Consider the following 21,509-nt stretch of genomic DNA (forward strand, 5'->3'; position numbering starts at 1 on the left):
CGATGATGCGCGTCATGGCGCTCGTCTGCGCCCCGGCCTTCCACTGGAGGGAAAGAGACTCATGATCCGACCGACGCTGCTGATGCTCCACGCCCTCGGTGCGAGCGGCGACGAATGGCGGCAGGTGCGCGAGCGCCTGCCCGATTACGACTGCGTGGCGCTCGATCTGCCGGGCTTCGGCGCCGCCGCCGGTCAGGGTCATGCCGATGTCGTGACGATGGCGGACCAGCTTGCCGACGCGATCCGCGCCAGCGGTGCGCCGGCCTGCATCCTCGTCGGCCACAGCATGGGCGGCAAGATGGCGACGCTCGTCGCCGCGCGCGCCGCGGCGGGCGAATACGGCCTGTCGCGCCTGCTCGGCGTCGTGCTGGTCGCCGCCTCGCCGCCCTCGCCCGAGCCGATGGACGAGGCGCGCCGCGCGCAGATGCTCGGATGGTGCGCCGATGGCGCGATCGACCGCGACGCGGCGGAGACCTTCGTCGACGCCAATACCGCCGCGCGCCTGCCCGACCCGTTGCGTGAGGCGGCGATCGCCGACGTGCGGCGCTCCGCCCCGGAGGCGTGGATCGCGTGGCTCGAACGCGGCAGCCGCGAGGATTGGAACGCGGACATCGGTCCCATCGCCATGCCCGCGCTGATCGTCGCGGGCAGCGACGACGGCGACCTCGGCGAGGCGGCGCAGCGGCGACTCAACCAGCCCCTCTACGAGGAAGCGGAGGTCGCGGTCGTCGCCGACGCCGCGCACCTCATCCCCTACGAACAGCCGGACGCGCTTGCGGCGCTGATCGACGGCTTCGCAACCGGCCTCGCCGCGAGCGTGCTGCCGCGCGCCTTCGCCGATCTGCTCGGCTCCGCCCGGGTCAGCCGCCGCACCCGCGCGGCGATGCTTGCCCGGCTGCGTCCGCCGCGCCCGAGCGACTGGAGCGCGGCGCAGCATGCGACGATCGTGGCGCTGACCGGTCAGATCCTTCCCGACCTCGCCGATGCCGACGATCTCGCCCGGCGCGTCGAGGCGAGCATCGGCGATGGTGGCGGTGACGGCTGGCGGTTCGACAGCCTGCCGCCCGATCGCATCGCCTGGGTTCGCGGCCTCGCGACGCTCGATACGGTCACCGGCGGCTTTGCGGCGCTCGACCGCTCCGTCCAGGCGGACTGGCTCGATCGGCTCGCCGCGGGCGAGGTGGGATGTGACGACGATGGCCGCCACCTCTCGCCCGCGCAGATGGCCCTGTGGTTCGAGGATGTCCGTGCCGAGGTGGTGCGCAGCTGGGTCGCCCTGCCCGCGACGATGGCGGCGATCGGCTATGACGGCTTTGCGGTCGGCGGCGATGGCCCGCGCAAACAGGGCTATGTCCGCACCCAGGCCGACACGGTCGAAGCCTGGCAGGTGCAGTCGGAGGCGGTGGCATGACGGGCACGCACCACGACTGTCGCGATACGGTCGATGCGGTGGTGATCGGCACCGGTGCCGGCGGCGCGCCGCTTGCGGCACGGCTGGCCGCGGCGGGCCTGTCGGTGGTCGCGCTCGAGGCGGGGCGCGCCTTCCGGCCCGACGAGCATGTCGCCGACGAACTGGCCGCCGACATCTATTGGATGGAGGAGCGGCTGAGCGGCGGCGCGACGCCGACCGCGTTCGGATCGAACAATTCGGGGATGGGCGTCGGCGGGTCGATGCTCCACTGGGGCGCCTTCTGCCCGCGCCCCGATCCGCGCGACCTGCAGCTGAAGACGCTGACCGGCGAAGGCGCGGACTGGCCCGTGCCGCATGACGACCTTATCCGCTATATCGAGGAGGTCGAGGGCTTCACCGGCGTCTCCGGGCCGGCGCATTATCCGTGGGATGCGACACGCCGCTACGCTTACCCGCCGGTGGCGCGCAATGCGGCGGCCGAGGCGATGGCGCGCGGCTGCGCGGCGATCGGCATGACCGCGACCGACGCCCCCGCCGCGCTCGTCTCGCGCGACCGCGAGCAGCCGCATTTCGGTCAGCGCCAGGCCTGCGTCAATTGCGGCACCTGCCATCAGGGCTGCCGCAACGCCGCCAAGACGAGCATGGACACCACCTATCTGCCCTATGCGGTCGCGCATGGCGCGGAGATCCGCCCCGGCTGCCGCGTCGTCGACTTCGACTATGACGATCGCGGCCGGATCAGCGCGGTCGTCTATGCGACGGGTGAACAGCAGCATCGCCAGCGCTGCAACGCGGTCTTCCTGTGCGCCGGCGGGGTCGAGACGCCGCGGCTGCTGCTCAACCTCGGCATCGCCAATGCGAGCGGCCAGGTCGGGCGCAATTTCATGGCGCATGTCGCGACGCAGGTCTGGGGCCGGTTCGACGCCGATATGCGGATGAACCGCGGCTATCCCTCGTCGCTGATCAGCGAGGACATGATGCGCCCCGGCGATGCGGGGTGCGCCGGCGGCTATCTGATCCAGAGCCTCGGCGTGCTGCCGGTCAACCTCGCCACCGGCCTCGCGCGCGGCGCGGGCATGTGGGGCGAACGGTTGCAGACGACCCTGCGCGGCTACAATCGCATGGCCGGGATCGGCATCAACGGCGAATGCCTGCCGCATGCCGACAACCGGCTCGACCTCGCCGACGAGACCGATGCCTTTGGTCATCGCAAGGCGCGGGTCCGCTTCAGCTATCATGCCAACGAACAGGCGATCGACCGCCATGCCCGCCGCGTCATGACCGACATCTGGCAGGCGGCGGGTGCGCAGGACGTGTTCGCGGTCGACCGGTCGGCGCATACCATCGGCACCTGCCGGATGGGCGAGGATGCCGAGAGCGCGGTGGTCGATGCCGACGGGCGCAGCTTCGAGGTGCCGAACCTGCTGATCTGCGACAATTCGATCTTTCCGAGCGCCCTCGCCGCCAATCCCGCGTTGACGATCATGGCGCTGTCGCTGCGCACCGCCGACCGGTTTCTCACCTCCCGCCCGTAAGGAACAGACCATGGATCTTGGTATCACCAACCGTATCGCCCTGATCAGCGGCGCCGATTCCGGCATGGGCAAGGAAACCGCCCGGCTGTTGCTCGAAGCCGGCGTGCGCGTCGCCATCACCGACAAGCCCGACGGCACGCTCGACGAAGCGGTCGAGGCGCTGTCGCCGCTCGGCGAGATCGTCGCGGTCACCGGCGACGTCACCCGGCCGGACGACGTCAAGGCGATCTGGGCGGAGGTGCGCGACGCGCTCGGCGAGCCAGATATCTACGTCAACGCCGCCGGCGTCACCGGCGCGACCGGTGACTTTCTTGAGGTCGACGATGCCGGCTGGCTCGACACGCTCAACATCAACCTGATGGGTGCGGTGCGGATGTGCCGCGAGGCGATTCCGGCGATGCGCCGCAAGGGCTGGGGCCGGGTCGTGCTGTTCGCCTCCGAAGACGCGGTGCAGCCTTATGTCGACGAGCTCGCCTATTGCGCGTCCAAGGCGGGGATCCTCAGCCTCGCCAAGGGTCTGTCCAAGGCCTATGGCTGCGACAACGTGCTGGTCAACACCGTGTCCCCGGCCTTTATCGCGACGCCGATGACCGACGCGATGATGCGCAAGCGCGCCAACGAACGCGGCGAGAGCTTCGATGCGGCGATCGCCAGCTTCCTCGAAGAGGAGCGCCCCGGCATGGTGCTCAAGCGGCGCGGCAAGCCCGAAGAGGTCGCCGCCGCGGTCGCCTTCCTCTGTTCGGAGCGGGCGAGCTTCATCAACGGCGCGGGCATCCGGGTCGATTCCGGATCGGTCTTCACCATCGCGGGCTAGCGGCTGCCGTCGCCTTGAACAAAGCCGTGCGGTTAAAGTACGTTGGCTTTTGCCGGGGCGACGCCAGGATGCCCGAGGGCTAGGCTGTCTCGCGCGAAGACCGGATGATCGGCCGCCGCGATGGAGAGTCGCATGATCAACCCCTGGGCGATGAAGATGGAGCAATTCACCCGCTTTACCCCGCATGAGCGCGCGCAGCTCGATGCGCTGCTGGTCGGGCGACAGCGTTCCCACGCCGTGCATGCGGACATCATCGCCGAGGGGGCCCATTCGGATCACTGCCACGTGCTGCTCAGCGGCATCGCCTGCCGCTACACCATCCTGCCGGACGGAGAGCGGCAGATCATGGCCTTCCTCGTCCCCGGCGACCTGTGCGACGCGGAGATCTTCGTGCTCAAGCGGATGGATCATGCGATCGGCGCGCTGGCGCCGTGCACGACGGCGATGATCCCGGCCGGGGAGATGAAGACGCTGCTGCGCGAGGTGTCGCGCGTGTCCGAAGCCTTGTGGTGGGGGACGATGACCGACCTGGCCGTGCTGCGCGAACGGATCGTCGACCACGGCCGCCGCGACGCCACCGAGCGGCTCGCCCATCTGCTCTACGAAATGCTGTTGCGCTACCGGATGGTCGGCCAGACCGACGGCGAGACGTTCGACTTCGCGATCACCCAGACCGACCTCGCCGATGCCACCGGACTCACCCCGACGCACGTCAACCGCGTGCTGCAACGCTTTCGCGAGGAGGGGTTGATCGCATTGCGCAGCCGTCGCCTCACCGTGGTCGATCCGCCGCGGCTGATGAGGATCGGTCGCTTCTCCGCCAATTACCTCCACCTCGAACGCACCCTGTCCGGCGACCCGGCGGTCCGTGATCGCGTCGGCGATCTGATCGATTATCCGGCAGTCGATTACCCTATCGACGCCAGGCAAGGCGAACTCCGCTAGCGTGGCAGACAAGTGCAAGATGTTGCCCTGATCCACATCAGCGCCGATCGCCCGCACGAAATCATGTCGCCCGAACGGTGTAAATGTGCGCCGGATCGCCGGTCAAGCTGCGCGAGCGCAAGGATTGGCGACACCGTCCTATCTACATCAACTACGTCACTCGCCAGTCGAATCCGGCGCGCGCGTGGCAGAAGGATTTCCTTCGCCCCTGAGTGGAACGGGAGACGGATCATGGCAGACGGCGATCTCGACTATTTCAGGAACCGCGTCGTCGTCGAGCGCGAACGGGCCCGCAGGGCAAGCAGCCCCGAGGCGCATTGCGCGCATCGGCAACTGGCGGCCGCCTATCTGCAGCGGATCGGCGAGGTCACCGGGCGCGAACGACGCCATGTTTGAAGAAAGCCTGCTGCAACAGCGTATCGCCGGGCGGGCGCACACCGACGCCGCGATCGGCGTCCTGTCGCTGCTCGGCGAGGACGAACGGCAGGCGCTCGCCGACGTCACCTCGTCGGTCCAGCATGTGCGGGCCGGCGCCGATCTGCTGCGTGAGAGCGCGACGTCGCAGCATCTGTATCTGATCGTCGAAGGCTGGGCGTGCCGCTATGCGATCACCCGCGACGGCCTGCGCCAGCTGTCGGCGCTGATCTTTCCGGGCGATGTCGCCAATGTCGATGCGCTCGCCGCGCACCGGGCCGGCCACGGCATCCGTGCGCTCTCGGCGCTCAAGGTGCTTGCCATCGGTCGCCAGCATGCCGCGGCGCTCGCCGACGACTATCCCGCGATCGCGCGGCTGTTCCTCGACATCGCCCTCAAGGATCATGCGATCCTCGGCCGGTGGATGGTGTGCAACGGGCGGCTAAGCGCGCGACGGCGGCTCGCGCATCTGCTCTGCGAGCTCAGCGCGCGCTGCGGGCGGCAGGGGATCAATGACGGCAGTTTCGACATGGCACTGACCCAGGAGCAGCTCGGTGACGTGCTCGGTCTGACCTCGGTCCACGTCAACCGGATGATGCAGGAGCTGCGCGGCGACGGCTTCGTCGTCACCGACGGGCGTACAGTGTCGATCCCCGATCTGCGCCGGTTGCAGCATGAGGGCGAGTTCGACCCCGCCTATCTGCGCCTCCGGATGGCCGCCTGACCACCGGCACCCTGGTGCGTGGCGGCGCGCTCAGTCCCCGCGCGTCGGAGCGAGCGGCGATCCGGCATAATCGCGCAGCACCGCGGCGACATCGTCGTAGATCGCGGTCGCGCCCGCCTCGGTGAGCTGATCGTCGCTGAATCCGCCCGATCGCACCGCCACGGCCGCCATGCCGCATTGCACCGCGGCGTCCATGTCATAGGGCGTGTCGCCGATCACCACCGCCTCCGCCGCGGTGACGCCTTCCAGCGTGTCGAGCGCGGCGGCGAAGATGTCGGGTGCGGGCTTGGTCTCGGCGACATCGTCGCTGCTCGTCGTCCCGCTCACCAGCGTCTCGGCATCGAGCAGCTTGAGATAATGGTCGAGCTCCTCGCCCGAGGCCGACGACGCCAGCACCACCCGCTGCCCCTGCGCATCGACGTGCCGCAGCAAATCCGAGGCGTGCGCGAACGGCTGCACCGATTCGAGATAGAGCCGCTTGAAGATCGCGCCATGCGCATCGCCCAGCGCCTCGACCGCGGCGTCGTCGAGGTCGGGGAGCAAGGTCGGCACCAATTTGTCGGTGCCCTTGCCGATCTGGTCGTGCAGCACCTGCCGGTCGAACTGCGCGCCGATGCCGGCAAACGCTTGTTCCCAGGCGAGCACGTGCATGTCGTTGCTGTCCACCAACGTACCGTCGATGTCGAAAAGAACCGCCTTGATCGGCATGACCGCTATCCTGTTGTTGGATCGTGCCAACCAGTGGCGATCGCCGGTCGTTCCGAAGGGATGGCGGCATCGGCCGCCGGTCAGTCGCTGCGCAGGCGGTAGCCGACGCCCAGTTCGTTGGCGATGACGCTGCCGACCGGGTCGGGGGCTTCGAGCTTCTGGCGCAGGTTGCGGATGACGATGCGCAGATATTCGATGCGCGGATCGTCGTCGCCGCCCCAACAGGCCGAGAGCAGCTTTTCATGCGTGACGATCCGCCCGATATGCCGGGTCAGCAGCGCCAGCACGTCATGCTCCTTGCGCGTTAGATGCACCGGCTCGCCGCCGCGGCTGACCAGCCGGCGATCGAGGTCGATGCGCAGGTCGCCGCGCTCCACCACCTGCGGCGCCGCCTCCGCCGGTCCGCGATGCCGCAGCGCGACGCGCAGCCGGGCGAGCAGCTCCTCGGTATCGAACGGCTTGGTGACGAAATCGTCCGCGCCGAGATCCAGCGCCGTCACCTTCTCGTCGACCGCATCGCGCGCCGAGACGATGAGGATCACCGCATCGCCCTGTTTGCGCAGCAGCGGGATGACGCCGAGTCCGTCGCGATCGGGCAGGCCGAGGTCGAGCAGGATCGCATCCGGCCGCTCCGCCGCCGCCATGTGGAGCGCGGCGCGGCCATCCTCCGCCTCGACCACGGCATAACCGGCGCGGAGCAACGTGTTGCGCAGCAGCCGCCGGATCGCCGGCTCGTCATCCACCACCAGGATCGTCGCGGGCATATCAGGACAGGCTTTCGTTCGGGGGATCGCGCAGCACCAGCGCGCTGGGGAAGATTAGCGCAAAGGCCGCGCCCGCGCCGTCGGGACGATTGCGTGCCTCGACCATCATCCCCATCGCTTCGGCGAACGCCTTGACGATCGCCAGGCCAAGGCCGGTGCCGCCGGCGGCGCGATCCGACCCCTCCAGCCGGGTGAAGGTCTCGAACACCTCGCTCTCGCGCCCCGGCGGCAGGCCGGGACCGTGATCGAGCACGGCGAGCCGCACCTCACCGAACCGGTTGCGCCCCTCGATGACGATCGCGGTGCCGGGATCGCCGTAGCGCCCGGCATTGTCGAGCAGGTTGAGCAGGCAATGGTGGAGCAATTGCGGATCGGCACGGATCAGCGGCAGGTCGGGCGGCACGTCGAGCCGCACGTCATGCCCTTCGAGCGCGCGGCGGGCATCGTGCGCGGCGCCGGTCACCGCATCGCTGAGGTCGATCGCCTCGACGTTGAGCTTGATCGCCCCCGCCTCGACCCGCGCCATGTCGAGCAGATTGGCGACGAAGCGGTTGAGCCGCGCCGCCTCGCCCTCGATCGTCGCGATCAGCTCGGGGCTGACCTCGTGGTGGAGCTGCGCCGCCGCCGCGATCACCGCGGTGAGCGGCGTGCGCAGGTCGTGGCTCACCGACGACAGCAGCGCCGCGCGCAGCCGGTCGCGGGTCCGCACCACGTCGACGTCGCGCATCTCCGCCTGCAGCCGCAACCGTTCGAGCACCAGCGCCGATTGGTCGATCAGGCTGCTGAGCAGCGGCAGCTGGTCGGCGCGCACCGGATTGCGCCCGCTCTCGCTGGCGACGCCGAGCACGCCGAGCACGCGCTCGCCGGCCTTGAGCGGCTGGAACAGCCATTCCGAGGCGGCGAGCGTATTCGATCCCTTGCCGGCGGCATTGCCGGTATCGAACGCCCAGTTTGCGGCGGCATTGTCCATCGTATTTAGTGCATAAGCGGGATCGGTCGCGGCGAGCAGGTCGAGCTGCGCGCCATGCCCGCGGCCGAGCAGCACCACCTGCACGCCGAGCAGCCGGCGGACGTCGTCGCAGATCATCCGCGCGGCGGCGTCGAGATCGCTGACCGCGGCGATCTGGCGCAGGAAGCCGGCGAGCGTCGCATTGGTCCGCGCGCTCGCCGCGGCGAGGTCCGCCTGCGCGCGCACCCGCGCGGTGAGCTGGCTGGTCGCCACCGCGATGCCGAGCAGCACGACCACCGAGACGACATTCTCGGGATTGCTGATGGTCAGCGTGCCGACCGGCGGCAGGAAGACGAAATTATAGGCGAGGCTGGAGGCGATGCCGGCATAGAGGCCGGTGCGCAGACCGAACAGGCTCGCCGCCGCCATCACCGGCAACAGATAGAGCAGGGCGACGTTGCCGAGGTCGAGGACGTGGAACAGCGCGCTCGCGACCAGCGTCACCGCCGCGACCAGCGCGGTTGTCACGCCATAGCCGAGCGGCGTGCCCCAGCGGGCGGGCTTGCGCCGGCCGCGCGGTTCGCTGGCGCCGCCCGACATCGGCAGCACGTGCACCGTCACGTCGGGCGTGTCGCGGATCACCCGGTCGACCACCGATCCGTGGCGCAGTTCGAACCAGCGCGAGCGCCGCGACTTGCCGAGCACCAATTGCGTCGCGCGCGCATCGGCGAGGAAGCTCTGGATGCCCGCGACGACGTTGGTCGCCGGCACGGTCGCCACCGCTGCGCCCAATTGCGTCGCCAGCGTCATCGTCGCGGCGACGCGGGCATGTTGCGCGTCGCTGAGCTGCGCGGCGCGCGGCGTTTCGACGAACAGGGCGGTCCAGGGCGCGCGCAGGCTGTCGGCGACGCGCTTGGCGGCGCGCACCAGTCCGTCGGCACCGGGCAGTTCGTTGATCGCGACGACGATCCGGTCGCTCCCCGCCCAGGTGCCGCCGAGCCCCAGCGCCCGCACGTCGTCGAGCATCCGCGCGTCGACCGCCTGCGCGGCGCGGCGCAGCGCCAGTTCGCGCAACGCCGACAGGTTCGATTTGGAGAAGAAATGGCCGAGCGCGCGCGTCGCCTCGTGCGGCAGATAGACCTTGCCCGCCTTGAGCCGCTCGATCAGCTCGTCGGGCGGGATGTCGACGACCTCGATCTCGGCCTGTTCAAGCACGCTGTCGGGCACCGTCTCGCGGACCCGCACGCGGGTAAAGCTGGCGACGACGTCGTTGAGGCTTTCGACGTGCTGGATGTTGACGGTCGAATAGACGTCGATCCCCGCGGCGAGCAGTTCCTCGACATCCTGATAGCGTTTCGGATGGCGGCTGCCGGGCGCGTTGGTGTGCGCCAGTTCGTCGACCAGCACCAGCCGCGGCGCACGCGCGAGGATGGCGTCGAGGTCCATCTCGTGCAGCGTCCGCCCCTCATAGGGAACGGCGCGGCGCGCGACGATCTCCTGCCCGCGGGTCAGCGCCTCGGTCTCGGCGCGCCCGTGCGTCTCGACCACGCCGATGACGACGTCGACCCCGTCGCGCCGCCGCGCCGCGCCTTCGGACAGCATCTCATAGGTCTTGCCGACGCCGGGCGCGGCGCCGAGGAAGATCTTGAGCCGCCCGCGCCCCTCCTGCACCGCGGCGCGCAGCAAGGCGTCGGGATCGGGGCGCGGCGGCGCGGCCGCCATCAGCCGTCGCTCCTCATCGGCGCGTCATGCGGTCGAGCGCCTGATTGAGCGCGAGCACGTTGACGTGGCGGTCGCCGAGCGGGGAATCCTCGGTCAGCGGTGCGACCAGCGCCGCGACACGCGCGACCGGCAGTCCGCGCACCCGGGCGACCCGCGGCGCCTGCGCCAGCGCCGCCGCCGGCGACAGATCGGGATCGAGGCCCGACCCGCTCGCGGTGAGCAGATCGGCGGGCATGGCGGTCACGCCCTCGCCGCGCCGCCTGGCGACATCCGCCTTGACCCGGTCGGCGAGCGCCTGGCTGGTCGGGCCGTAGTTGGAGCCCGAAGAGGCGAGCCCGTCATAGCCCTTGCCCGCCGCGGAGGGGCGCGTCTGGAAATAGCGGTCGCTGGTGAACGCCTGACCGACGACGGTCGAGCCGATCACGCGGCCGCCGCCGTCACGGACGAGGCTGCCGTTCGCCTGGCTGGGGAAGATCGCCTGTCCGATGCCCGTCATCGCAAGAGGATAGACCAGCCCGAGCAGGATCGCGAACAGGATCGTCAGGACGATCGCCGGACGGACGGCGGTAGTGATGTCTGTGTTCATTGTACGATTCCCTACCTTCAGCCCCTCCCCGTCAGGGGAGGGGCTTTCCCGTGTTCAGATCACGCCAGCCCGAGGCCGCCGACGACGAGGTCGATGAGCTTGATGCCGACGAACGGCGCGAGCAGCCCGCCCAGGCCATAGACCGCGAGGTTGCGCGCCAGCAGCGGCCCGGCCGCCATCGGCTTGTACGTCACGCCCTTGAGCGCCAGCGGCACCAGCAGCGGGATGATCAGCGCGTTGAAGATGATCGCGCTGAGGATCGCCGACTGCGGCGTCGCCAGCCCCATCACGTTGAGCACGCCGAGGCCGGGATAGAGCGCGACGAACATCGCCGGGATGATCGCGAAATATTTCGCCACGTCGTTCGCCACCGAGAAGGTGGTGAGCGCGCCGCGCGTCATCAGCAGCTGCTTGCCGAGCCCGACCACCTCGATCAGCTTGGTCGGATCGCTGTCGAGGTCGACCATATTGCCCGCCTCGCGCGCCGCCTGCGTGCCGGTGTTCATCGCCACGCCGACATCGGCCTGCGCCAGCGCAGGCGCGTCGTTGGTGCCGTCGCCGCACATCGCCACCAGCCGCCCGCCGGTCTGCTCCTGGCGGATCAGCGCCAATTTGTCCTCCGGCGTCGCCTGGGCGAGGAAGTCGTCCACCCCCGCCTCGGCCGCGATCGCCGCGGCGGTCAGTGGGTTGTCGCCGGTGATCATCACGGTGCGGATGCCCATCGTGCGCAGCTCGCCGAAGCGCTCGCGGATGCCCGCCTTGACCACGTCCTTGAGGAAAATCGCGCCGAGCAGGCGACCGTCGCGCGCCACCGCCAGCGGCGTGCCGCCGGCGCGTGCGATCTCGTCGGTGATGCGCCGCAGCTCGGTCGCCGCAGCGGTTTCGCCGGCGCCCGCATTGGCGCGCAGGATCGAATCGACCGCGCCCTTCTGGATCAGCGTGCCGCCGATCCGCACGCCGGAGATGCGCGTCTGCGCGGTGAAGGGGATGACCTCGGCCCCGTCCGGCAGGGCGGTGGTGGTGACGCGGAAGCGTTCGCGGGCGAGCAGCACGATCGACCGCCCCTCGGGCGTCTCGTCGGCGAGGCTGGCGAGCAGAGCCGCCTCGGCCAGTTCCGCCTCGCCGGCGCCGCCGACCGCGCGGAACTCCGATGCCTGCCGGTCGCCGACGGTGATCGTCCCGGTCTTGTCGAGCAGCAGCACGTCGATATCGCCCGCCGCCTCGACCGCGCGTCCCGATTTGGCGAGCACGTTGAAGCGCACCAGCCGGTCCATGCCGGCGATGCCGATCGCCGACAGCAACGCCGCGATCGTCGTCGGGATCAGCGTGATGAGCAGCGCGGCGAGGATCGCCACCGGGATGCTGCCACCGGCATAAGCGGCAAAGCCCGGGATGGTCGCGACCGCGATCAGGAAGATGATCGTCAGCCCGACGAGCAGCAGCGTCAGCGCCACCTCATTGGGGGTCTTCTGCCGCTCGGCGCCCTCGACCAGCGCGATCATCCGGTCGAGGAAGCCCTTGCCCGGCTCCACCGTCACCTGGACGCGGATCTCGTCGGAGATGACGCGCGTGCCCGCGGTCACCGCCGAGCGATCGCCGCCCGCCTCGCGGATCACCGGCGCGCTCTCGCCGGTGATCGCCGCCTCGTTGACCGAGGCGACGCCCGCGACGACCTCGCCGTCCGAGGGGATCAGGTCGTTGGTCTCGACCAGCACGATGTCGCCGACCTTGAGCTGGCTGGCGGGCACATCGTCATACTGGCGGCCGTCGCCCTTGAGCCGCTTCGCGGTCAGGTCCGCCTTGGTCGCGCGCAGCGAGGCGGCCTGCGCCTTGCCGCGCCCTTCCGCCAGCGCCTCGGCGAAGGTGCCGAACAGCACCGTCAGCCACAGCCAGACGACGAGTTGCAGCTTGAAGCCGATGCCGAGCCCGTCATGGCCGATGGCGAGCAGCACCGTCATCAGCGCGGCGACCGCGGCGGTGACGAACATCACCGGGTTGCGGATCAGCTCCCTGGGATTGAGCTTGACGAACGACGCCTTGATCGCCGGGACGACGAGGTCGGCGGTGAACAGGCTCTTGGTCTGGGTATTCGCCATGATGGCCCCCGTTAGAACAGCTGGCCGCGGATCATCGCGAGATGATCGGCGATCGGACCGAGCGCGAGGCTCGGCAGGAAGGTGAGGCCGCCCAGCACCAGGATGACGCCGACGAGCAGCCCCACCCACAGGCCGCCGGTGGTCGGGAACGAGCCCGCGCTTTCCGGCGTGTATTTCTTGGCGGCGAGGCTGCCGGCGATCGCCAGCACCGGCACGATGATGAAGAACCGGCCGATCCACATGGCGACGCCGAGCAGCCCGTTATAATAGGGCGTGTTGGCGGTCAGGCCGGCGAAGGCGGACCCGTTGTTCGCGACCGCGCTGGTGAAGGCGTAGAGGATCTCCGAAAAGCCGTGCGGCCCCTTGTTGAGCGGCCCCGCCAGCCCCTGTTGCAGCACGCAGGATATCGCGGCGAGGCCGAGGATGACGAGCGGCAGCACTGCGATCGCCAGCACCGCGAGCTTGACCTCGCGGCTCTCGATCTTCTTGCCGACATATTCGGGCGTGCGGCCGACCATCAGCCCGGCGACGAACACCGCGAGGATCGCGAACAGCAGGAAGCCGTAGATGCCCGCGCCGACGCCGCCGACGACGATCTCGCCCAATTGCATGTTGAACAGCGGGGCGAGGCCGCCGAGCGCGGTGAAGCTGTCGTGCATCGCATTGACCGCACCGCACGACGCCGCGGTCGTGATCACGGAGAAGAGCGCCGAGGCGGCGATGCCGAAGCGCACCTCCTTGCCCTCCATATTGCCGCCGGCGACGCCGAGCTGGTGGAGCACCGGATTGCCCGCGGCCTCCGCCCAATAGGTGACGGACGTGCCGGCGAGGAACAGGATCATCATCGCCGCCAGGATCGCCCAGCCCTGCCGCGGATTGCCCACCGCCTTGCCGAAGCACCAGGTCAGGCCGACGCCGAGCACGAAGATCGACAGCATCTGCACCATGTTGGTGAAGGCGGTCGGATTCTCGAACGGATGCGCGCTATTGGCGTTGAAGAAGCCACCGCCGTTGGTGCCGAGCATCTTGATCGCCTCCTGGCTGGCGACGGGCCCGAGCAGGATCGACTGTTTCGCGCCCTCCAGCGTGGAGACGTCGACCACCCCGGCGAGCGTCTGCGGCACGCCGCCGGCGATGTAGACGAGGGTCAGGACGATGCAGAGCGGCAGCAGCAGGTAGAGCGTGATGCGGGTCACGTCGGCCCAGAAATTGCCCACCGTCTTCGCCTCGCGCCGCGCGAAACCGCGGAACAGCGCGAAGGCGAGCGCGATCCCCGTCGCCGAGGACAGGAAATTGTGGATGGTCAGCCCCAGCATCTGGCTGAGGTTCGACATCGTGCTCTCGCCGCCGTAGCTCTGCCAGTTGGTGTTGGTGGTGAAGCTGATTGCCGTGTTGAACGACAGATGCTCGCCCACGGCGGCGAGATGCTGGGGATTGCCGGGCAGCATCCCCTGCGCGCGGAGCATTGCATAGGTGAACAGCATCAGCACCGCGTTGAACAGCAGCATGTGGACGGCATAGCGCCGCCAGCCCTGCTCCTGCTGCGGATCGACGCCGGCGAGCGCGTAGAAGCCGCGCTCGACCGGACCGAGCACGACGTGCAGCGGCGTGCGCCGCCCTTCGTACAGGGCGAACAGCCACAGGCCGACGGGTTTGGCGAGCGCCAGCAAGATGCCGACGAAGCCGAGGATCAGGATCCAGCCCTGCAAGGTCATCGCACCGCCTCCTTCAGAAGCGTTCGGGGCGGATCAGCACCGCCACCAGATAGACGAGAAGGCCGAGCGCGGTCAGCGCCGCCAGCCAGAGGTCGAGCGTCATGTCAGCTCCCTCACGCATTGTCGCACAGGCGGACATAGGCGAGCGTCGCCGCCACCAGTCCGACCATGATCGCGATCCACATCAGATCCTGCATCGGTCGTTCCTTTTCAGAAGGCTGCGGTGAGCGAGGCGAACAGCGTCGAACCGGCGATCGACCCGCGGCCGTCCTGCCCCTTGCTGAAGCTCGGCTGCAGATAGGCCGCCTCACGCCGCGAGATGTCGGTATCGATCCAGCTGAGGTTGACGGTCAGCGGCGTGTTGCGGATCGCGTAATCGGCACCGAGCTGCCAGTCCCAATAGGCGCCGGTCGGCGCGGCGCTGGTCGCATTGGGGCCGAGCCCGCGATTGCCGCGGGAATAGCCGATATGCGCCTTGGCGGTGATCGGCGTCCGCGGCACCGCGACGCCGCCGTCGCCCCATAGGTAGAGATTGTCGTGGCTGGCGCCGGGATGCGTGTAGACGCCCGCCGCCGCCTCGGCGCCGGTGTCATACCATCGGCCGAGCGCCTGCTGGCTCGGTACATAAGCAACGCCGGCGAGCAGGGTCGCCGGCCCGCTGGTGCCGGACAGCTTGGCGAACAGCTCGGCATAGTCGGTCTTGCTGGCGCCGCCCGGATACATGTACCAGGTCAGCCCGGCATCGACCGTCGCGCTGCCGAAGGCGTGCTTGTAGCCGCCGATCGCATCGAGTTCGAGATTGGAGCCGCCGAACGTCCCCCAACCGGCGAGGTTCGACGCGAAGGTGCCGACGTACAGGCCGCTGTCGTGCGCGATCGTCAGCGATCCCTGCACCGCCGGCCGGTCGTCGCTCTGCGACACGCCGCGCAGCCGATAGTCGCTCTGCACCGATACGCTGCCGGTCACCGTGATCGGCCTGACCGGCGTGGTCGGCGGTTCGGCGATCGCCTGCGGGCTCGACGGCTTGGCGACGTCCTGCGCCGCCGCGCCCGCCGGATACGCCACCATCGCCGCTACCACGGCCATATGACGCAAGTTCATCGCAACACCCCTTATTGGCGGCGCCCGTCCCGTGACGGCGCCTTCAGGGGTGTGCGATTAGGCGCACGTCGCGTAGCAAATCGAGATCGATTCCCGGCAAAGGCATATAGCGCGCATATGTTTCGCGCTTTTCTTCGACGCGGCGGCGATCAGCGCAGCGTGGTGATGATCCCGGAGAAATCCTTGGTCGCGGCGCCATCCTCGACGAAGCGGGCGTAAAGCCGTTCGGCCTGCTCGCCGATCGGCGTGCTCGCGCCGACGCTCCGCGCCGCCTCCATCGCGAGCCGCAGGTCCTTGAGCATCAGCGCCGCGGCGAACCCGCCCTGATAATCCCGGTCGGCGGGCGATGCCGGCCCCACCCCGGGCACCGGGCAATAGCTCGTCATCGACCAGCTCTGCCCCGACGACACGCTGGCGATATCGTAGAAGGCCTGGGCGTCGAGCCCGAGCCGTTCGGCGAGCGCGAAGGCCTCGCACGTCGCGATCATCGTCGCGCCGAGGATCATGTTGTTGCAAATCTTGGCGGCCTGCCCCGCGCCATTGCCGCCGGCGTGGATCACCGCCTTGCCCATCGCCGACAGGATCGGCTCGGCACGCGCATAAGCGGCGTCGGGCCCGCCGACCATGAAGGTCAGCGTCCCCGCCTGCGCCGCGGCGATCCCGCCCGACACCGGCGCATCGACCGCGACCAGCCCGCGCTCCTCCGCCGCGGCGGCGACGCGCCGCGCGGTGGCGACGTCGATCGTCGAACAGTCGATCAGCAGCGCGCCCGGCGGACAGGCAGCGAAGACGCTGTCCGCATAGACCTGTTCGACGAAGCGGCCCGCGGGGAGCATCGTCACCACCATTTCGGCACCGTCGACCGCCGCAGCGGCATCGGCGGCGACGCGGCAGCGCGCGACTTCGGCCCGTGCCAGCGCCTCGGCGGACAGGTCATAGGCCGCAACGTCATGGCCCTTCGCCGCCAGATTGGCGGCCATGCCGCTGCCCATGTTGCCGAGGCCGATGAAACCGATCCGCGCCATTCGTCTCTCCTGTGTTTTGCCTGCGCCGCTCAGCCCGGCGTCCACGCCTCGTCCGCCGGCAGCGGTGCGAAGATGCGCGCCACCGCCTCGTCGTCGACCGCCGCAGGCGTGTCCGCCTGCCAGCGCGGCGCCTGATCCTTATCGACGATCACCGCGCGCACGCCTTCGAGAAAGTCGGGCTGCTGTACCATGCGCGTCGCCACCGCATATTCCTGCCGCATCTCCGCGGCGAAATCGGGCATGGCGGCGCCGTCGTGGAGCAGCCGCAGGCTGACCTTCATCGCCAGCGGCGATTTGGTGCGCAACGTCGCCAGCGTCTCCTGCGCGAACGCGCTCGGATCGTCGGCGAGCGCGGCGAAAATGTCCTCGAGCCGGTCGGCGGCGAACAGTCGGTCGATCGCGGCGGCATGATCCAGGATCCGTGCGGCCCCCGGCTCGACGGCCTGTTCGGCGAGGATAGCCGCGACCGCCTCCGGCCGCGCGATCAGTGCCGCCTTGAGCGTATCGAGCCGCGCGCTGGGCACGTAATGCGTCGCCAGCCCCAGCCCGACGCATTCCGCGCCGTCCAGCCGGTGCCCGGTGAGCGCGACGTAATGGCCGATCCGCCCCGGCAGCCGCGACAGATACCAGCCGCCGCCGACGTCGGGGAACAGGCCGATCCCCGTCTCGGGCATCGCCAGCTTGGTATTCTCGGTCGCGACCCGATAGCGGCAAGGGCAGGCGATGCCGACGCCGCCGCCCATCGTGATCCCGTCCATCACCGCGACCACCGGCTTGCCATAGGTGAACAGCTGATAGTTGAGCCGATATTCGGTCAGGAAGAAGCCCCGCGCCGCGACGCCGTCCCCCGCCCCGCTCTCGCTGAGCAGGCGGATGTCGCCGCCGGCACAGAAGCCGCGCGACCGTTTCGCGTCGCCGTCCGGCGCCGGCGCGTGGTCGAGCAGCACCGCGGCGATCTGCGGATCGTCGCGCCAGCGATCGAGCGCCCCGGCCATCGCGGTGCACATGTCGAGCGTCAGCGCATGCAGCGCCTGCGGGCGATTGAGCCGCAACCGGCCGACGCCGCCGGCCACTTCGCTGATGACATCGGTCACTTATTCCTCCCCGGCACGGGGAGGACGTGCGCGCGCCCGATCATTCCCGCACCAATTCCCGCCCGACGATCATCCGCATCACCTGATTGGTGCCTTCGAGGATCGAATGGACGCGCAAGTCGCGCCAGAAACGCTCGATCGGATAGTCCATCAGATAGCCGTAGCCGCCGTGCAGTTGCAGCGCCCGGTCGACGACGCTCGACCCGGTATCGGTGGCGAGCCGCTTGGCCATCGCCGCGAAGCGCGTCTTGTCGGGCGCCTCGCCCGTCACCTTGGCCGCGGCGACGTAGAGCAGCGCGCGCGCCGCCTCCAGCTCGGTCGCCATGTCGGCGAGCGTGAATTGCGTCGCCTGGAAGTCGGCGATCGCCTTGCCGAACTGCCGCCGGTCCCTGGTATAGCGGACCGCCTCGTCGAGGCAGCGCTGCGCCCCGCCGAGGCTGCACGCGCCGATGTTGAGCCGGCCGCCGTCGAGCCCGCTCATCGCGATGCGGAACCCGTCGCCTTCCCGGCCGACGAGATTCTCGACCGGCACGCGCACGCCGTCGAACGTCACCTGTCGCGTCGGCTGCGAATGCCAGCCGAGCTTGCGCTCGTTGGCACCGAAGCTCACCCCCGGCATGTCGCGCTCGATGACCAGCGCCGAAATCCCGCGCGGCCCGTCCTCGCCGGTGCGGACCATCGTCACATAGACTTCGTTCTCGCCCGCGCCCGAGATGAACTGTTTAGAGCCGGTGACGACATAATGATCGCCGTCGCGCACCGCGCGCGTCTTGAGCGCGGCGGCGTCCGATCCCGAGCCCGGCTCGGTCAGACAGTAACTGGCGAGCTGGTCCATCGTGACGAGCGCGGGCAAATACTTGCCCTTGACCGTCACGCTGCCGAACCGGTCGATCATCCACGAGGCCATATTGTGGATCGAGATGAACGCACTGGTCGACGGGCAGCCATAGGCCATCGCCTCCATGATCAGCGCCGCTTCCAGCCGGCCGAGCGCGATCCCGCCCGACTCCTCGGACACGTAGATCGCGCCGAAGCCGAGCTCCGCCGCCGCCTTGATCGTGTCGCGCGGAAAGATGTGCTGCTCGTCCCACTCGCCGGCGAACGGGGTGATCCGGTCGGCGGTGAAGCGGCGCGCGAGCTCCTGGATCTCGCGCTGGTCGTCGGTGAGGTCGAACTGGCCGATGGTCATGCTGTTAGCCCATTGTCGGGATGACGAAAGCGTCCTGGATGCGGCTCGGGCCGCCATCCTCGCTGCCGCGCGGCAGGTCGCCGCCGCTGCCCGCTCCCATACCGTCCGGCCAGCGCTGCGTCACCGTCTTGACCTTGGTCCAGAATTTGACGCCCTCCATACCGTGCTGGTTGGTGTCGCCGAACGCCGACCGCTTCCAGCCGCCGAAGGTGTGATAGGCGACCGGCACCGGGATCGGCACGTTGATCCCGACCATGCCGACGTTGACGCGCGCCGCGAATTCGCGGGCGGCATGACCGTTGCGGGTGAAGATGGCGACGCCATTGCCATATTGATGCTCGCTCGGCAGCCGCACCGCCGTCTCGAAATCGGGCGCGCGGACGATCTGCAGCACCGGGCCGAAGATCTCCTCCTGATAGGCGCGCATCGTCGGCGTGACATGGTCGAACAGGCTCGGGCCGATGAAGAAGCCCTGCTCGTGCCCCTGCAACGCGAAGCCGCGGCCGTCGACGACCAGCTCGGCGCCCTCGTCGACGCCGGTCTGGATCCATTGCTCGATCCGATCGCGATGCTGTGCGGTGACGACCGGGCCGTAATGCGCCTCCGCATCGGTCGAGACGCCGACGCGCAGCGCATCGATCGCCGGGATCAGCTTGGCGCGCAACGCCTCGGCGGTGCGCTCGCCGACCGGCACCACCACCGGCAGCGCCATGCAGCGCTCGCCCGCCGAGCCGAAGGCCGCGCCGGCGAGATCGGCGACGACCTGATCGAGGTCGGCGTCGGGCATGACGATGCCGTGGTTCTTGGCGCCGCCCATCGCCTGGACGCGCTTGCCCGCCGCGACGCCGCGCCGATAGACGTAATGCGCGATGTCGGACGAGCCGACGAAGCTGACCGCACCGATGGCGGGATGATCGAGGATCGCGTCGACCATCTCCTTGTCGCCATGCACGACCTGCAGGATGCCCTCGGGCAGCCCCGCCTCGCGGAACAGTTCGGCGAGCCGCACCGGCACGCTCGGATCGCGCTCCGACGGCTTGAGGATGAAGGCGTTGCCGGTGGCGATCGCGACGCCGGACATCCACAGCGGGATCATCGCCGGGAAGTTGAACGGCGTGATGCCGGCGCCGATGCCGATCGGCTGGCGCATCGAATAGACGTCGATCCCCGGCCCGGCGCCCTGGGTATATTCGCCCTTGAGCACGTGCGGAATGCCGCAGCAGAATTCGATCACCTCGAGCCCGCGCTGGATATCGCCCTTGCTGTCGGCGATCACCTTGCCGTGTTCCGACGAGAGCAGCGCCGCGAGCGAATCCATGTCGCGCTCGACCAGCTCCTTGAAGCGGAACATCACGCGCGCGCGCCGTTGCGGATTGGTCGCCGCCCACGCGGGTTGCGCCGCCTGCGCCGCGGCCACCGCGCGATCGAGATCGGCGCTGCCGCCGAGCCGCACCTCCGCCTGGACCTGACCGGTGTTGGGATCGAACACCGACGCGGTGCGGCCGCCGGCAGAGCCGCCCTGCCCGACGATGACATGGTCGATTGCGCGCATCTTTCTCTCCTTGGTCGCTTGCCTGCACCCCTGCCTGCGTGCAAGCAAGCAGCGTTTATGCAATCCGAACCTGCAAAAACGCACGGCCCGGCCGCCCTGCCGTGGAGCGACCTGCAATCCTTTCTGGCGATTGCCGAAAGCGGCCAGCTCGCGCGCGCCGCGCAGGTGATGGGGGTGGACGCCTCGACGATGGGGCGGCGGCTGCGGCGGCTCGAGAAGCGGCTCGGCCAGACGTTGTTCGAACAATCGCGCAGCGGCCACCTGCCGACCAGCGCCGGCGAGCGGCTGCTCGCTCAGGTGCGCGCGATGCAACGTGCCGCCGAGCCGATCCAGCGCCAGCCCGATGCCGGCGGGATCACCGGGCTGCTCAGGGTCAGCGTGTCGGAGGGGTTCGGCACCTGGATCGTCGCGCCGCTGCTCCGCGCCTTCACCGCCGAGCACCCGCAACTGACCATCGACCTCGCCGCGACCAGCGGCTTCCTCAACCCCTCCCGGCGTGAAGCCGATATGGCGATCCTGCTCGCCCGCCCCCGGTCGGGTCCGGTGGTCAGCCGCAAGCTCGCCGACTACAGCCTGCGCCTCTATGCCAATCCCCGCTTCCTGGCCGAGCGCCCGCCGATCGACTCGGTCGCCGCGCTCGCCGGACTGCCGCTGATCGGCTATATTCCCGACCTACTCTATGCGCCGGAATTGCGGTATCTCGACGAGATCGGCGAGGGGCTCGAACCGACGCTGCGCAGTTCGAGCATCAACGCGCAATATCGGCTGATCGCGGCGGCGGCCGGGATCGGCGTGCTGCCGCGCTTCATCGGCGACGCGTCCGCCGATCTCGTACCGGTGCTGCCCGAACGGCAGATCCGCCGCACCTTCTGGATCGTCACCCACCAGGACACACGCCGCCTCGCCCGCGTTCAGGCGTTCCAGAGTTGGCTGATCGCGCAGGTAGAGCAGCAGCGGGAGCGGCTGCTGGGGTGAGGCCGAGCCCTCGGGAACGCACGAAAGCCCCGGGCCGTGGGGGCTGGGGCATTGGTGGTGTTTTGGGATGGTTGCGGGGACAGGATTTGAACCTGTGACCTTCAGGTTATGAGCCTGACGAGCTACCGGGCTGCTCCACCCCGCGACACTGGGTGTTGTGCGGGGTTGTGCCCGGCACGGTGTGCCTCTC

Annotated in this window: 19 protein-coding genes and 1 tRNA gene; 7 read left to right on the plus strand and 13 right to left on the minus strand. The window is 69.4% G+C overall.

Going from position 1 to position 21,509, the window contains the following annotated elements:
- Positions 1-61: 61 nt before the first annotated feature.
- From BW41_RS19780 to BW41_RS19800, 6 genes are all read left to right on the plus strand, one after another.
- A complete protein-coding gene (locus BW41_RS19780; RefSeq protein WP_037536962.1) occupies positions 62-1,411 on the plus strand; it encodes an alpha/beta fold hydrolase in 1,350 nt (449 codons plus the stop codon).
- Positions 1,408-2,946, plus strand: coding sequence for a GMC oxidoreductase (locus BW41_RS19785; RefSeq protein ID WP_037536963.1), 1,539 nt, complete (start codon positions 1,408-1,410; stop codon positions 2,944-2,946). The genes BW41_RS19780 and BW41_RS19785 overlap by 4 nt, the downstream gene beginning before the upstream one ends.
- Before the next feature lie 10 nt (positions 2,947-2,956).
- Positions 2,957-3,760, plus strand: a complete 804-nt coding sequence (locus BW41_RS19790) for an SDR family NAD(P)-dependent oxidoreductase (protein ID WP_037536964.1) — start codon at positions 2,957-2,959, stop codon at positions 3,758-3,760.
- Between the two features lie 132 nt (positions 3,761-3,892).
- A complete protein-coding gene (locus BW41_RS19795; protein ID WP_051583738.1) occupies positions 3,893-4,705 on the plus strand; it encodes a Crp/Fnr family transcriptional regulator in 813 nt (270 codons plus the stop codon).
- 231 nt (positions 4,706-4,936) lie between these two features.
- The gene (locus BW41_RS21320; RefSeq protein ID WP_153810812.1) at positions 4,937-5,101 is read left to right on the plus strand and encodes a hypothetical protein; all 165 of its coding nucleotides are present in this window, start codon (positions 4,937-4,939) and stop codon (positions 5,099-5,101) included.
- On the plus strand, positions 5,094-5,843 hold the full coding sequence (locus BW41_RS19800) for a Crp/Fnr family transcriptional regulator (protein ID WP_051583739.1): 750 nt from the start codon (positions 5,094-5,096) through the stop codon (positions 5,841-5,843). Before BW41_RS21320 ends, BW41_RS19800 begins: the two co-directional genes overlap by 8 nt.
- A gap of 30 nt (positions 5,844-5,873) precedes the next feature.
- On the opposite strand, the gene BW41_RS19805 is transcribed toward BW41_RS19800, so the two are convergent.
- The 12 genes from BW41_RS19805 to BW41_RS19860 form a co-directional block, all read right to left on the minus strand.
- Positions 5,874-6,551, minus strand: coding sequence for an HAD family hydrolase (locus BW41_RS19805; RefSeq protein WP_037536965.1), 678 nt, complete (start codon positions 6,549-6,551; stop codon positions 5,874-5,876).
- A gap of 80 nt (positions 6,552-6,631) precedes the next feature.
- On the minus strand, positions 6,632-7,315 hold the full coding sequence (locus BW41_RS19810) for a response regulator transcription factor (RefSeq protein ID WP_037536966.1): 684 nt from the start codon (positions 7,313-7,315) through the stop codon (positions 6,632-6,634).
- Position 7,316: 1 nt separating this feature from the next.
- Positions 7,317-9,986 carry a sensor histidine kinase gene (locus BW41_RS19815; protein ID WP_037536967.1) on the minus strand — a complete coding sequence of 890 codons (2,670 nt, stop codon included), beginning with the start codon at positions 9,984-9,986 and terminating at the stop codon, positions 7,317-7,319.
- 13 nt (positions 9,987-9,999) lie between these two features.
- Complete coding sequence (gene kdpC, locus BW41_RS19820; protein ID WP_037536968.1) at positions 10,000-10,572, minus strand: potassium-transporting ATPase subunit KdpC; 573 nt, start codon at positions 10,570-10,572, stop codon at positions 10,000-10,002.
- A 59-nt stretch (positions 10,573-10,631) separates the two neighbouring features.
- Positions 10,632-12,668, minus strand: a complete 2,037-nt coding sequence (gene kdpB, locus BW41_RS19825) for a potassium-transporting ATPase subunit KdpB (protein WP_037536969.1) — start codon at positions 12,666-12,668, stop codon at positions 10,632-10,634.
- 11 nt (positions 12,669-12,679) lie between these two features.
- Complete coding sequence (gene kdpA / locus BW41_RS19830) at positions 12,680-14,383, minus strand: potassium-transporting ATPase subunit KdpA (RefSeq protein ID WP_037536970.1); 1,704 nt, start codon at positions 14,381-14,383, stop codon at positions 12,680-12,682.
- 13 nt (positions 14,384-14,396) lie between these two features.
- Positions 14,397-14,486: a K(+)-transporting ATPase subunit F gene (gene kdpF / locus BW41_RS19835; RefSeq protein ID WP_037531783.1), complete on the minus strand. Its 90-nt coding sequence runs from the start codon at positions 14,484-14,486 to the stop codon at positions 14,397-14,399.
- A 107-nt stretch (positions 14,487-14,593) separates the two neighbouring features.
- A complete protein-coding gene (locus BW41_RS19840) occupies positions 14,594-15,484 on the minus strand; it encodes a TorF family putative porin (RefSeq protein ID WP_037536971.1) in 891 nt (296 codons plus the stop codon).
- 149 nt (positions 15,485-15,633) lie between these two features.
- Positions 15,634-16,542, minus strand: coding sequence for a 3-hydroxyisobutyrate dehydrogenase (gene mmsB, locus BW41_RS19845; RefSeq protein WP_268747124.1), 909 nt, complete (start codon positions 16,540-16,542; stop codon positions 15,634-15,636).
- A complete protein-coding gene (locus BW41_RS19850) occupies positions 16,539-17,603 on the minus strand; it encodes an enoyl-CoA hydratase/isomerase family protein (protein ID WP_037536974.1) in 1,065 nt (354 codons plus the stop codon). Before BW41_RS19850 ends, mmsB begins: the two co-directional genes overlap by 4 nt.
- Before the next feature lie 40 nt (positions 17,604-17,643).
- A complete protein-coding gene (locus tag BW41_RS19855) occupies positions 17,644-18,792 on the minus strand; it encodes an acyl-CoA dehydrogenase family protein (RefSeq protein ID WP_037536977.1) in 1,149 nt (382 codons plus the stop codon).
- Positions 18,793-18,796: 4 nt separating this feature from the next.
- A complete protein-coding gene (locus BW41_RS19860) occupies positions 18,797-20,344 on the minus strand; it encodes a CoA-acylating methylmalonate-semialdehyde dehydrogenase (protein WP_037536978.1) in 1,548 nt (515 codons plus the stop codon).
- A 57-nt stretch (positions 20,345-20,401) separates the two neighbouring features.
- Here BW41_RS19860 and BW41_RS19865 point away from each other — a divergent pair, with 57 nt between their 5' ends.
- Positions 20,402-21,319 carry a LysR family transcriptional regulator gene (locus BW41_RS19865; RefSeq protein ID WP_037536980.1) on the plus strand — a complete coding sequence of 306 codons (918 nt, stop codon included), beginning with the start codon at positions 20,402-20,404 and terminating at the stop codon, positions 21,317-21,319.
- Positions 21,320-21,387: 68 nt separating this feature from the next.
- Here BW41_RS19865 and BW41_RS19870 read toward each other — a convergent pair.
- Positions 21,388-21,464, minus strand: a tRNA-Met gene (locus BW41_RS19870).
- Positions 21,465-21,509: the final 45 nt, after the last annotated feature.

The sequence above is a fragment of the Sphingomonas sp. RIT328 genome, assembly GCF_000632225.1.
GTDB classification, from domain to species: domain Bacteria; phylum Pseudomonadota; class Alphaproteobacteria; order Sphingomonadales; family Sphingomonadaceae; genus Sphingomonas; species Sphingomonas kyungheensis.